Annotated in this window: 11 protein-coding genes; all 11 read left to right on the top strand. The window is 32.5% G+C overall.

Going from position 1 to position 13,639, the window contains the following annotated elements; all coding sequences use genetic code 11:
* Window positions 1-19 precede the first annotated feature (19 nt).
* The 11 genes from ACWOA3_RS03070 to purD all read left to right on the top strand — a co-directional run bounded on the left by ACWOA3_RS03070 (window position 20) and on the right by purD (window position 13,629).
* Window positions 20-829, top strand: coding sequence for an HAD family hydrolase (locus ACWOA3_RS03070; protein WP_456884042.1), 810 nt, complete (start codon window positions 20-22; stop codon window positions 827-829).
* Between the two features lie 9 nt (window positions 830-838).
* Window positions 839-1,582, top strand: a complete 744-nt coding sequence (locus tag ACWOA3_RS03065) for a DeoR/GlpR family DNA-binding transcription regulator (RefSeq protein ID WP_456884038.1) — start codon at window positions 839-841, stop codon at window positions 1,580-1,582.
* 397 nt (window positions 1,583-1,979) lie between these two features.
* Window positions 1,980-2,456, top strand: a complete 477-nt coding sequence (purE, locus tag ACWOA3_RS03060; protein WP_456884036.1) for a 5-(carboxyamino)imidazole ribonucleotide mutase — start codon at window positions 1,980-1,982, stop codon at window positions 2,454-2,456.
* Complete coding sequence (locus ACWOA3_RS03055; protein ID WP_456884033.1) at window positions 2,453-3,496, top strand: 5-(carboxyamino)imidazole ribonucleotide synthase; 1,044 nt, start codon at window positions 2,453-2,455, stop codon at window positions 3,494-3,496. The genes purE and ACWOA3_RS03055 overlap by 4 nt, the downstream gene beginning before the upstream one ends.
* Window positions 3,489-7,166, top strand: a complete 3,678-nt coding sequence (locus ACWOA3_RS03050) for a phosphoribosylformylglycinamidine synthase (protein WP_456884032.1) — start codon at window positions 3,489-3,491, stop codon at window positions 7,164-7,166. Before ACWOA3_RS03055 ends, ACWOA3_RS03050 begins: the two co-directional genes overlap by 8 nt.
* Window positions 7,166-7,867 (top strand): phosphoribosylaminoimidazolesuccinocarboxamide synthase, encoded by a 702-nt coding sequence (gene purC, locus ACWOA3_RS03045; RefSeq protein WP_003145926.1) that lies wholly within the window; start codon window positions 7,166-7,168, stop codon window positions 7,865-7,867. The genes ACWOA3_RS03050 and purC overlap by 1 nt, the downstream gene beginning before the upstream one ends.
* Entirely contained in the window at window positions 7,860-9,311 is a 1,452-nt protein-coding gene (gene purF / locus ACWOA3_RS03040; RefSeq protein ID WP_003145928.1) for an amidophosphoribosyltransferase, read from the top strand. The genes purC and purF overlap by 8 nt, the downstream gene beginning before the upstream one ends.
* Window positions 9,311-10,315 (top strand): phosphoribosylformylglycinamidine cyclo-ligase, encoded by a 1,005-nt coding sequence (gene purM, locus ACWOA3_RS03035; RefSeq protein WP_456884029.1) that lies wholly within the window; start codon window positions 9,311-9,313, stop codon window positions 10,313-10,315. Before purF ends, purM begins: the two co-directional genes overlap by 1 nt.
* Window positions 10,312-10,875 carry a phosphoribosylglycinamide formyltransferase gene (purN, locus tag ACWOA3_RS03030; protein WP_456884027.1) on the top strand — a complete coding sequence of 188 codons (564 nt, stop codon included), beginning with the start codon at window positions 10,312-10,314 and terminating at the stop codon, window positions 10,873-10,875. Before purM ends, purN begins: the two co-directional genes overlap by 4 nt.
* A complete protein-coding gene (purH, locus tag ACWOA3_RS03025) occupies window positions 10,872-12,392 on the top strand; it encodes a bifunctional phosphoribosylaminoimidazolecarboxamide formyltransferase/IMP cyclohydrolase (protein WP_456884024.1) in 1,521 nt (506 codons plus the stop codon). Before purN ends, purH begins: the two co-directional genes overlap by 4 nt.
* Before the next feature lies 1 nt (window position 12,393).
* A complete protein-coding gene (gene purD, locus ACWOA3_RS03020) occupies window positions 12,394-13,629 on the top strand; it encodes a phosphoribosylamine--glycine ligase (RefSeq protein ID WP_456884022.1) in 1,236 nt (411 codons plus the stop codon).
* Window positions 13,630-13,639 lie beyond the last annotated feature (10 nt).

The raw sequence follows: 13,639 nt of genomic DNA, 5'->3' as shown, positions 1-13,639 counted from the left end.
TTAGACTCGGAGGAATTTTATGATTAAACATTTATTTTCAGATATGGATGGAACAGTTCTTAATAGTAATGGAGAAATAAGCGAAGTAAATATAAGTGCTATAAAGGAGAGTAAATTGCCTTTTACTCTTGTATCTGCACGCTCTCCTCAAAAATTGAAGAAAACAATTGATTCGTTAGAAATCGACGGTGTTCATGTATCATTTAATGGAGGATTAATCTTCGAGAAAATAGATAAAGAAATAATAATATTGCACAAAGAACCTATTGATTTTTCATTGGCTAAAAAGTTAGTTTTAGATATAAGAAATCAATTCCCGAATACAAGTATTAGTTTATATGATATAGAGAATTGGAATACGGATAAAAAAAATGATGGAATATTATCAGAAGCCAAAATTGTACATGTAGATGTAAATGTTGTCGATTTTAATGAATATTTTAAAGAAGAAAAGGACATTTTTAAAGTTTCTTTTATAGAATATAATAAAGAAATCTTTGATGAAATTGCAGATTACGTAGATAAAGAATTTTCTAAAGAAGAATTAACTATTCAAAGATCGCTTAGTGGATATTTAGAAATTACTCATAAAAATGCTAAGAAATCAAAAGGAATTGAGTATATTAGTAAACTTGAAAAATTAGAGAAAAATGAATTATTAGCATTCGGCGATGGTCAAAATGATATACCAATGTTTGAAACTGTAGGATATTCAGTTGTCATGGATAATGCAACTGACGATGTAAAAAAGTATGCTGACTATATTACTAAATCAAATAATGAAGACGGTGTAGCATATGCTATTGAAAATTTTGTTAAGAAGATATAAGGTGAAAAAATGTATCAAGAACAGAGATTAGAAAAAATACTTGAATTATTAAATGAAAAAGGACAGGTATCTGCTAAAGAAGTAGTGGAGTACCTTGGTGTATCAAGAGATACTATTAGACGTGATTTTCGAATTTTGGGTGAACGCCAAGATGTCCAAAGAACACATGGTGGATTAATATTACCTAAAGATAGAACCAATATAAGTTCGTATAAGGAAAGACTAAGAGAGTTAACGCCTTCTAAGGCGCAGATAGCATTAAAAGCACAAAAACTGCTGAAAGAAGAAGGGGTATATTTCGTAGATGCTTCTACAATAACTACTAAAATTGTAGAAGAGTTACCTAAGAATACAAAAGTATATTCTCATTCTCTAGATGTAGCGATAACAGTAAGTGAGAATGAAAATGTTGATTTTCATCTATTAGGTGGAGAATTTTTTAAGAAACAAAGATTTTATTATGGTAATGACATTGAAATATTAAAGTCTATTAGTTTTGATATAGTATTTACAGGAGCTGCAGGCATTAAGGGGGGGGGAATAACATTAGACGATTACGAAGATGTAGTAGTAAAAAAATTAGCGTTAGAAAATGCTAAAATCAAAGTCCTAGTAGCAGAATTATCAAAATTTGATAAAGATGCGAATTTTATACTCGATAAAATAAGTAATTTTGATTATTTTATTACCGATAAGAAACCATCAGAGGAAATTATGAAGTTATTAGGTAAAGATATTCAAATAATATATTAACAATGTCCTTATAAATATAATTTTTTATTATGACGTGTATAAAATTAATTTATTAGGAAAAAATATTAAGAATCAACTTTTATGTATTTAAGAGTTGGTTCTTTTTGTTTTATAAGAGCAAATAAAATATGATTAGATTAATTTTCTATCGAGAATATATAGAATATCTGTTTTTTCGTTATGTTAACTATATATTCATGTGAGAATTAACAATTAAAGTTCTTGTTTTAATTATATATATCAAATTATTTTTGAAAATATCCGAATTTTATTCTGTTTATACTTGATTAATATTTAAACAAGTAGTATAATTTGAATTATAGACGTACGATAAGAACGTTTTACGTAAATAGATAGTTAAAAAACGTACATTCAAAATAAAAAAGGAGCTTAAAGTATGAAAGTTGCGGTAATTATGGGTTCAAAGTCGGATTATACAACGATGGAAGAAACTTGTAAATTGTTGGAAGAGTTTGAAATTCCTTTTGATAAAAAAGTAGTAAGTGCACATAGAACGCCAGATCTTTTAGTTGAATTTTCTAAAAATGCAAAGAGTAATGGTTATTCGTTGATTATAGCGGCTGCAGGAGGTGCAGCACATCTTCCGGGTATGGTTGCTTCTATGACGACATTACCAGTCATTGGTGTTCCGATTAAATCTAGTGTTCTTAGTGGAGTCGATTCATTGTATTCGATAGTTCAGATGCCTGCTGGAGTACCAGTATTAACTATGGCAATAGGGATAGCTGGAGCTAAAAATGCGGCTATAAGTGCTTTATCAATACTTGGAATTAATGATGAAAAGTATGCATCTAAGTACGAACGATTTAAAAAAGAACAAGAAAGAATAGTATTGGAAGAGATGAAACTATGATTAAGACGATATTACCAGGAAAAACTATTGGAATAATTGGTGGTGGTCAACTAGGGAGAATGCTCGCGATGAGCGCTAAGGAGATGGGCTACAAAATTGCCGTTCTAGATCCTAGTGATAGTTGTTGTGCAAAAATTTTTAGCGATATTTTTATTCAAGCTGAATTCAATGATTTTGCTAGTGTTGAAAAGTTATGTTCGGTTAGTGATGTTATCACTTTTGAATTTGAGAATATTGATGCCGCTTCTTTAGAAAAACTAGAGAAAAAATATAACATTGTTCAAAGTGCAGAAGTACTAAGAACAACTCAACATAGATATTATGAAAAAGAATTTGCTAGAAAACTAGATATTCCAACAGTAGATTATATATATGTTGAAGAAGATACAAATGTAGAAATAACAAAGCCTTATTTAATGAAAACTGTACGCTTTGGTTATGACGGAAAAGGTCAGAAAAAAATAAGCTTTAGTGAAGAAGTAGAACTATATACTTTACTTGAAGAGTTCGTAAAACTTGATAAAGAAATCTCGGTAGTTGCGGTTAAAGATAAAGCCGAGGTAAATATCGTCGCAGTAGTCGAAAATGAACATAGAAATAATATTTTATATCGTTCGAAAGTACCAACTACCGCAACTAAAGAACAAGAAGCTCTTGCAATCGAGTATACGAAAAGAATTCTTAGTAATTTTGACTATTACGGAGTACTTACTGTTGAGTTTTTTATTAGTGAAGGAAAAGTTATTTTTAATGAAATAGCACCACGAGTTCACAATTCAGGTCATATAACAATGCAGAGTGCGACGAAGAGTCAATTTAGAGCTCACATTGAAGCAATTTGTGGCTTAAAAGTAGGTAAGATAGAAAATAAAGAAACAACACTCTATAATATCCTAGGTCAAGACTTAGATTTTTATATAGATGTGTATAAAAACAAAGGTGGTTACCTACACTTATATGAAAAAGAACCACGCCAAGATAGAAAAGTAGGACATATTAATTTTTACGGTGATGTAATTTTAGGAGGAGAACATGACTAACAAACGAATTTTTGTAAAGAAACGCAATGGATATAATAAAGAAGAATTACAATTACGAGATAACTTGAACTTAGAATTTAATCTAGATATTGACTCTGTGGAATTGTATGTAATTTATGATGTCTTTAATATTGATGAAGAAACTTATGAACTAGCTAAAACTTCTGTGTTTTCTGAGATTGTTGTCGATGAAGTGTTTGAAGATATTGAGCTTAATGATGGGAAGTACTTTGCTTATGAAGTTCTACCTGCTCAATACGATCAAAGAGCTGACAGCGCAAAAGAAAGCATAAGATTGCTTAACTCAAAAAGTAAAGCAACTGTACGAAGTGGAAAGTTAGTTCTTTTTAATAAGAAACTTACAGATGAACAATTAGAACTTGTAGAAAGCTACTTAGTAAATCCTATTGAAGCTCGTAAAAAAGATTTATCAATTCTTAACTTTACACTAGACTCTACTCCAAAACCACTAAAAGATTTAGCTGGATTTTTAGAGTTTGATAAAGATGCGTTACTTGGTCTTAAAAAAGAATTTTCTCTAGCGATGAATATTGAAGATTTAGTATTTATCCAAGATTATTTCAAAAAAGAAGGTCGTGTTCCTACTGAAACTGAGATCTATGTATTAGACTGTTACTGGAGTGATCATTGCCGACACACTACATTCGAGACAGTGTTGGATGAAGTTAAAATTGAGTCAGAACTTTTCCAAAAAGAGATGCAAGATGCATTTGATTATTACTTAAAAGTGCGTGACGAACTTGATCGTAACGATAAACCTATTACACTTATGGATATGGCGAGTATTATAGGTAAATATCATGTAAAAGTATTAAAAGATGAAAATATTGAAGTAAGTGAAGAGATTAATGCATGTTCATTCTTTACTACAATAGAAAATAATGGTGAAAAAGAACGTTGGTTAATCCAATTCAAAAATGAAACTCATAACCACCCAAGTGAAATCGAGCCATTTGGAGGAGCTAGTACTTGTATAGGGGGAGCTATTAGAGATCCACTATCAGGACGTAGTTACGTATATCAAGCTATGCGTATTTCAGGAAGTGGTAATGTATTACAAAAACGTGAAGATACTTTAAAACACAAACTTCCTCAAGTAGATATAGCTAAAGGAACTGCACATGGTAACTCATCTTACGGTAACCAAATAGGACTTGCGACTACTTTTGTTCGTGAATTATATGATGATAGCTATGTGGCTAAACATATGGAAGTTGGTGCTGTAGTCGGAGCTGTTAAGGACGGAGATTATAAACGAGAAACTCTTGTCGATGGTGATATCGTTGTAATGATAGGTGGAAGAACTGGTCGTGATGGTATTCAAGGTGCGAGCGGTTCAAGTGTAGAACATACTAACGATTCATTAAATACAATGTCTAGCCAAGTTCAAAAAGGTAATGCGCCTGAAGAACGTAAGTTACAGCGTTTATTTAGAAAACCAGAAGTAACAAAACTTATTAAAAAATGTAATGACTTCGGTGCTGGTGGTGTTTGTGTAGCTATCGGTGAACTTTCTGATGGTATTGAAATTCATTTAGAAAAAGTTCTTACTAAATATCAAGGATTAAATGCAACAGAATTAGCTACAAGTGAATCTCAAGAACGTATGGCAGTAGCTATTGATAAAAAAGATTACGAGGCGTTTGTTCGTGAATGCGAGAAAGAAAATATTGAGTATGCTCATGTTGCGAATGTGACTAATAGACGTCGTTTAGAAATGTATTACAACGATGAGAAAGTTGTTGATATGAGTGCTGATTTCTTAGAAACAAGTGGTGTTCGTCAAAAATCGACAGTAACGATGAAAGATAATACTGCTGCTAATCCATTTTTAAATAAAGAAGTAACTCGTGAAAATATCTTAAGTGAATTAGGAGAGTTAAATGTAACTTGTCAAAAAGGTCTAGCACAAAAATTCGACTCTTCAATTGGTGTCACTACAGTTCTTATGCCTTTTGCTGGTAAACATAAACTTACACCAGTTCAAGCAAGTGTTCAAGCCTTACCAACATTACATACAACAAGTGATACAGCGACAATCTTAACATATGGATTTATTCCAAAAATTTCATACTACTCACCATTCCTATCATCAATTTATGCGGTGTTGGAATCAGTAGCTAAAGTTTACGCAGTAGGTGGAAATAAAGATAGCTTATACTTCTCATTCCAAGAATACTTTGAAAAACTAGGTACTGATAGTACTAAATGGGGTAAAGTTACTCAAAGTTTATTAGGAAGTATTTATGCTCAAAAAGAAATTGGTAGACCAAGTATCGGTGGTAAGGATAGTATGTCAGGTACTTTCAATGACTTAAATGTGGTTGAAACATTAATTTCATTTGCTTGTACACCAGTAAAAATAGCTGATGTAATAACTCCAGAACTGAAAAAAGTTGGCAATAAATTGTACTATGTACCTGTAGAAAAAGATGAAAAAGGATATCCGGATATTAAGAAAACTTTAGAAAATTACGAACTTGTTCATAAGTATATTAAAGAAGGTAAGATAGTATCTGCTTATGTACAAGAAGAAGGAAGTATCGCCGCTTCATTAGTGAAGATGTCACTAGGTAATGATCTTGGTTTTGAAGTTGAAAAAGAAAATATTCTTAACTTTGATCCAGCATCTCTAGTAGTTGAAGCTACAGCTGATCTACCATTTGAGAAGTTAGGAAAAGTTAGTGAAAGAATTATAATTAATAACGAAGTGTTTATGCATAAAGATATTTATGAAGCATACACAAAAACACTAAATAAAGTTTATCCATTATATCAAAATGAAGATAAAGGTAATGTTGAAAATCTTCATACAGAATATAAAGAGAAAAAATATTATCCAGAATATGTAGAGGATGTAAAAGTTGTTATTCCAGTATTCCCTGGTACAAACTGTGAGTACGATAGTGAAAAAGCTTTTATAGAAGCAGGAGCTACACCAATTACAGTAGTTATTAGAAATACTCGCGAAAATGATATTGAGCAGTCAATAGAAGAGTTCACAAAAGCTATTGAACAGTCTCATATAGTTATGTTCCCTGGAGGATTCTCTAGTGGGGATGAGCCAGATGGAAGTGCTAAATACATTGTAAACTTCTTAAAAAATGAAAAAGTTAAAGATGCGATTCATAAACACCTTGCTCAGAAAAAATTAATCTTAGGTGTGTGTAATGGATTCCAAGCGTTGCTTAAGTCGGGACTATTACCATACGGTGAAGTTAGAGAGTTGGCAGAAGATGATTTAACACTTTACAGAAATGATAGTTATGAACATATTTCAACTACAGCTTTTACTCGTGTAGCTAATACAAACTCTCCTTGGTTACAAGATTTTAATATCGGAGATCAACACGAAGTAGTATTCAGTCATGGTGAAGGTAAAGTCGTAGGACTTAATATTAACAAGTTTAAACATCTTGTAGCTTTTCAATATAGTGATTTCGATGGTAATGCTACATTAAACGGTCGCTTCAATCCTAATGGATCAGTTCTAGCTACTGAGGGATTGGTTAGTGAAGATGGACTTATCTTAGGAAAAATGGGTCACAGCGAAAGATACGGAGATACATTATATAAAACAAATACATTAAAAGTTAAACAAGATATTTTCAAAAATGGTGTGAATTATTTCAAAGGGGGAAGAAAATAATGAAACTTTTATACGAAGGAAAAGCTAAACAACTGTTCGAATGTGAAAACAATGATGAAATATATGTACATTATAAAAATAGTGCTACAGCCTTTAACGGTGTTAAAAAAGAAGAGTTTGAAGGTAAAGGAGTATTTAATAATACAATTACTTCACTAATCTTCGAGTATTTAGACAAACAAGGTGTAAAAACACACTTTATTAGAAAAGTTAATGAAACAGATCAGATTTGTAAACATGTTACTATTATTCCTTTAGAAGTAATAGTTCGTAATATAGTAGCAGGTTCTATGGCAAAAAAATACGGTTTAGAAGAAGGAAAAAAATTAAAGAAACCGGTTTTTGAACTAAGTTATAAAAATGACGAACTAAATGATCCGCTAATTAACAATGATCATGCGGTGGCATTAGAAATCGTTACAGAAGAAGAGTTAGAAAATATCAGAACTCAAGCATTAAAAATCAATGAACTATTACAAAAATTGTACTTAGATGCAAACCTAGTACTTGTTGATTTCAAAATTGAATTCGGAAAAACTAAAGATGGAGAGATAATTCTTGCTGATGAAATTTCTCCAGATACATGTCGTCTTTGGGATAAAGATACAAATGAAAAATTAGATAAAGATAGATTTAGAAGAGATTTAGGTTCAGTAATGGAAGCTTATGAAGAAGTTTTAAGGAGATTAGAAAATGCGTAGTCTTAATGAAGAATGTGGAGTATTTGGTATTTGGGGACATCCTGAAGCAAGTAACGTAACATACTTTGGTTTACATAGTTTACAACATAGAGGTCAAGAAGGAGCTGGAATAGTTTCAAAGGAGGGCACTAAACTAAGAGGACATCGTGATCTTGGTCTAGTATCAGAAGTCTTTCGTGATAAAGAAAAATTAGAAAGATTAGTAGGAGAGAGTGCTATTGGTCATGTTAGATATGCAACTAGCGGTAGCAATAGTATCCAAAATATTCAACCATTCTTATTTCATTTCTATGATATGAGTGTTGGTATTTGCCATAATGGTAATTTAATCAATGCGAAAACTTTAAGAAAAGAATTAGAAGAACAAGGTGCAATATTTCATTCATCTTCAGATACTGAAGTACTTATTCATCTTATCAGAAGAAGTAAAAAAGAAACTTTTAAAGAACAGCTTAAAGAAAGTCTAAATATTATTAAAGGTGGGTTTACATATTTAGTATTAACAGAGGAAACTTTATATGGAGCGGTAGATCCAAATAGCTTTAGACCTTTAGCAATTGGAAAAATGAAAAATGGAGCGTATGTTGCTGCGAGTGAAACTTGTGCACTAGATGTAGTTGGTGCTGAGTTTGTGTGTAATGTAGGTGCTGGAGAGCTAGTTACTATTAATGATAAAGGTATTAGAATCGAGAAATATACTGAAAATACACAAGTAGCTATAGCTGCGATGGAATATGTTTACTTTGCTAGACCTGACTCAAATATTGCTGGTATTAACGTACACAGTGCTAGAAAAAGAACAGGGCGTACACTTGCTAAAGAACAGCCTACACCAGATGCAGATATGGTAATTGGGGTTCCTAACTCATCTTTATCAGCCGCTAGTGGTTATGCAGAGGAAAGTGGACTTCCATATGAAATGGGCCTAATTAAAAATCAATATGTAGCTCGTACATTTATTCAACCTACTCAAGAACTTCGTGAGCAAGGTGTAAGGATGAAACTATCAGCTGTAAGAGGAGTAGTTCAAGGTAAGAGTATCGTCTTAGTTGATGACTCAATAGTACGTGGTACTACAAGTAAGAGAATAGTTCAACTGTTGAAAGAAGCAGGAGCAAGAGAAGTGCACGTAAGAATAGCGTGTCCACCGCTAATGTTTCCTAGTTTCTATGGAATAGATATTTCTACTACACAAGAACTTATCTCAGCAAATAAAACAAATGAAGAAATATGCGAAATTATCGGAGCGGATTCACTAGGATTCCTAAGTGAACAAGGATTAATTGATTCTATTGGTTTAAACTATGATGCACCTTATACAGGGTTATGTATGGAGTGCTATAACGGAGACTATTCTGCAGGACTATATGATTATGAAGAAAGTTATGTTAATTCAATGACAGATATTCAAATACAATTTCTAAAAGAGAGGGGTAGAATGTAATGAGTAAAAAGTATGAAGAAAGTGGTGTGAGTTTACAAGCAGGTTATGAAAGTGTGGAGCGTATAAAAAAACACGTAGCTCGTACTAAGAATCTTGGTATGATGTCAGCTATCGGTGGTTTTGGGGGAGCGTTCGACCTTAGTAGCTATAATTTTAAAAATCCTGTATTAGTTAGTGGTACTGACGGTGTAGGAACTAAACTAAAACTTGCATTCGAATTAGATATTCATAATACTATCGGTATAGATGTTGTTGCGATGTGTGCAAATGACATACTAGCTCAAGGTGCGATTCCATTATTCTTCTTAGATTATTTAGCAGTAGGTAAGAACTATCCTGAACAAGTAGAAGCAATCGTAGAAGGTGTTGCTGAAGGTTGTGTTCAAGCAGGATGTGCGATAGTCGGAGGAGAGACTGCTGAGATGGCAGGATTTTATGAAGACGGGGAATATGATATTGCAGGATTCTGTGTAGGTGCTCAAGAAAAAGAATTACTGATAAGTACAGAAAATACTAAAGCTGGTCAAGTAGTAATTGGTCTTCCATCTAGTGGAGTACATTCTAATGGATTCTCATTAGTAAGAAAAATTTTAAAAGATAATAATATTGGTTTAAACGAACAATTTAACGGAAGTACAGTAGGAAAAACATTATTAACTCCTACTAAAATCTATGTAAAAGAAGTACTTAAAGTATTAGAAGAGGTAAAAGTAGCAGGAATAGCTCATATTACTGGGGGAGGTTTCCATGAGAATTTACCTCGTGCTCTAAAAGATGGATTAGGTATGAAAATTAATAAAAGTTCATATGAAGTACCAGAAATATTTAAGTACCTACAAGAAAAAGGTAAAATTGATGGAGAAGAAATGTACCATATCTTTAATATGGGTGTAGGTATGGCATTAATAGTAAACAAGGAAGATGTAGATAAAACTTTATCATTAATAGATAATGCGTTTGTCCTTGGTGAAGTAACAGAGGAAAGTGGAATAGAGATAGTATGAAGAAAGTAGCGATATTTGCGTCAGGAACAGGTAGTAATTTCGAAAAAATTGCAGATGATGAAAGACTAAAAGATAAAATCTCAATTGAGCTACTAGTATGCGATAGAAAAGATGCAACGGTAATTAGAAAAGCTCACGATAGAAATATTAAAGTGTTTGTCTTTTCAGCGAAAGATTTTGAATCAAAAGAAGCGTACGAAAGTGTGATTTTTGAGAAAGTTAAAGATTTAGATTATATATTTTTAGCAGGATATATGAGAATTATTTCACCGTATTTCTTGGAAAGATATAAAAAAACTATTCTTAATTTACATCCATCATTATTACCGAAATTTAAAGGTAAAGATGCTATCGAACAAGCTTTTAATGCAGGTGAGAAGGAAATAGGAATTAGTATTCATTATGTCAATGAAGAGCTAGATGGTGGAGAAGTAATCGCTCAAAGATCATTTGAAGTACAAGAAGATGATACTATAGAAACTGTTACTGAAAAAGTACATAAACTAGAACATAAATTATATCCAGAAGTTATATTGAAATTAGTTGAGGAGGCACTATGACTAAAAGAGCATTAATAAGTGTAAGTGATAAAACAAATATTGTAGAATTCGCAAAAGGTTTAGAAAAACATGGTTTTGAAGTTATTAGTACAGGTGGAACTTTTACACATTTGAAAAATAATGGTGTAAGCTGTATTAGTATTGAAGATGTTACACATTTTCCGGAAATTTTAGAAGGACGTGTAAAAACACTTCATCCAAAAATTCACGGTGGATTATTATCAAAACGTGGTAATGAACTTCATAATAAACATGTAGCTGAAAATAACATTGAATATATTGATTTAGTTTGTGTAAACTTATATCCATTCGAAGCTACTGTTAAAAAAGAAGGTGTTAGCGAAGAGGAAATCATCGAAAACATTGATATTGGTGGTCCTAGTATGTTAAGAAGTGCTGCTAAAAACTTTAATGATGTAGCAGTAGTTACTGATATTAATGACTATGATAAAATTCTTGAAGAACTTGAACAAGGAGGAATCTCATACGAAACACGACGTGCTTTAGCTATAAAAGTATTTAATACAACAGCTAGTTATGATGCAGCTATCGCCAATTACTTCAATAAAAAAGATAATTTAGTACCTGAAAAATTAACTTTATCTTATAAACTTCAAGATAGTCTTCGTTACGGGGAGAATCCTCATCAAAAAGCTTATCACTATGTACAGGATAATAACGAAAGCTATGCTTTGCAAAATGCTGTGCAACTTCATGGTAAAGAAATGTCATACAATAATATTCAAGATGCCTCTGCGGCACTGGATATTCTTTCAGAGTTTGATGAAACTACGTGTGTTGCTGTTAAACACATGAATCCATGTGGAGTAGCGACAGGAAATTCTGTATTTGAAGCATATAGTCGTGCATATGAAGCGGATCCAGTGTCGATTTTTGGAGGAATCGTTGCAGTAAATGGAAAAGTAGATAAAGCAACTGCTGAGAAAATGCACAATATCTTTTTAGAAATTATTTTAGCGACAGATTACGATGAAGAAGCATTAGAAATACTAACTAAGAAGAAAAATCTACGTATTTACAAACTGTCAGAAAAAAATAATAATCATGAACAACAAATTAAAAGTGTTCGTGGTGGAATCTTAGTACAAGATTTTAACGAAAAACTTGCAGATGAATATGAAAGTGTAACTGAGAAAAAAGTTGATGAAACTCAACAAAGAGATATTGAGTTTGGCTTAAAAGTTGTAAAACATGTTAAATCAAATGCAATAGTTGTAGTAAAAGACAGACAAACTTTAGGAATTGGTGCTGGTCAGATGAATAGAGTAGGTTCATGTAAAATAGCTTTAGAACAAGCAGGGGAAAAAGCAAGAGGTGCAGTGCTAGCTTCTGATGCATTCTTCCCAATGGGAGATAGTGCTGATATTGCAGCTGAATATGGTATTGCTACGATAGTGCAACCAGGTGGATCTATACGAGATCAAGAAAGCATAGATGCATGTAACGAGAAAGGTGTGGCGATGGTCTTCAGTAAAATACGCCACTTTAAACACTAATATGGCTAAAGTGTTAGTAGTAGGAAGCGGTGGTAGAGAGCACGCTATCGCTTATAAATTCCACAAAGAAGGTCACGAAGTACATATGGCAGGAATTAATCCTGCAGTCGAAAAATTTGGAGTATGTGTAGCATTAACAGAAGACCAAATACCTAGCTATGCAAAAACAAACAATATTGATCTAGTTTTCGTTGGACCTGAAGTACCATTAGTTAATGGTATAGTAGATGAGCTTCAAAAAGTAGGTATCCGCGCCTTTGGTCCCTCTAAACTAGCAGCACAACTAGAAGGAAGTAAAGTATTCTCAAAAATGATGATGAGAAAGTACAATATTCCAACAGCAAAATATGAAAGTTTTAATGATTATGAACAAGCTAAAGAGTACTTAAGTAAGCAAAAAGCACCGATTGTTCTTAAAGCAGACGGCTTAGCTGCAGGTAAAGGTGTAATTATAGCAAACACTTTAGAAGAAGCACAAATTGAACTTAAGGAAATGATGTGTAACGCTAAGTTCAATAAGGCTGGTTCTAGCGTTGTTATTGAAGAATTTCTTCAAGGTGAAGAATTTTCGTTAATGTGTTTTGTTTCGGATAGAAAAGTTTATCCGATGAAAATTGCTCAAGATCACAAACGTGCATTCGATAATGATGAAGGATTAAACACAGGTGGAATGGGAGCATACCTGCCACTTAAGAAAATTACTCAAGATGACATTGATGAAGGGGTTAGAAATGTTGTTCAACCGATGGTTGATGCTATGAGTAATGAAGGAATGCCATTTTATGGAATATTGTATGCCGGTCTTATGAAGTGTCATGATGGCGTAAAAACTATAGAATTTAATGTTCGTTTCGGAGATCCTGAGAGTGAAATTTTACTTCTTTCTTTAGAAAGTAGTCTATATAAGATTGCTAATAATATTATCGACGGAAAAGAAGTTAAATTAACTTGGTCTGAGGATGCATTTATAGGTGTCGTAATGGCAGCGAAAGGATATCCAGAACAGAGTAAAAAAGGGGCTGTAATACATGGCTTGAATAAAATCACTACACCAGTATTCCATATGGGAACTAAGCGTGTAGGTGATGATATAGTAATTAATTGTGGTCGTGTATTATTAGTTTGCGCTCAAGGAAAGAGCTTGCAAGAAGCATATAAAAAAGTGTATAATGAGATAGTAAAAATAGAATGTGAAGAACTATTTTACAGAAAAGACATCGGTCATTTGTCTTTATAATATTTTTAGA

It is taken from the genome of Gemella taiwanensis (assembly GCF_054054385.1).
This window is presented reverse-complemented; position numbering and strand designations above follow the sequence as displayed.

Coding starts and splice junctions, on each gene's coding strand:
- ACWOA3_RS03070 (WP_456884042.1), top strand. CDS start 20: ATGATTAAACATTTATTTTCAGATATGGATGGAACAGTTCTTAATAGT.
- ACWOA3_RS03065 (WP_456884038.1), top strand. CDS start 839: ATGTATCAAGAACAGAGATTAGAAAAAATACTTGAATTATTAAATGAA.
- purE (WP_456884036.1), top strand. CDS start 1,980: ATGAAAGTTGCGGTAATTATGGGTTCAAAGTCGGATTATACAACGATG.
- ACWOA3_RS03055 (WP_456884033.1), top strand. CDS start 2,453: ATGATTAAGACGATATTACCAGGAAAAACTATTGGAATAATTGGTGGT.
- ACWOA3_RS03050 (WP_456884032.1), top strand. CDS start 3,489: ATGACTAACAAACGAATTTTTGTAAAGAAACGCAATGGATATAATAAA.
- purC (WP_003145926.1), top strand. CDS start 7,166: ATGAAACTTTTATACGAAGGAAAAGCTAAACAACTGTTCGAATGTGAA.
- purF (WP_003145928.1), top strand. CDS start 7,860: ATGCGTAGTCTTAATGAAGAATGTGGAGTATTTGGTATTTGGGGACAT.
- purM (WP_456884029.1), top strand. CDS start 9,311: ATGAGTAAAAAGTATGAAGAAAGTGGTGTGAGTTTACAAGCAGGTTAT.
- purN (WP_456884027.1), top strand. CDS start 10,312: ATGAAGAAAGTAGCGATATTTGCGTCAGGAACAGGTAGTAATTTCGAA.
- purH (WP_456884024.1), top strand. CDS start 10,872: ATGACTAAAAGAGCATTAATAAGTGTAAGTGATAAAACAAATATTGTA.
- purD (WP_456884022.1), top strand. CDS start 12,394: ATGGCTAAAGTGTTAGTAGTAGGAAGCGGTGGTAGAGAGCACGCTATC.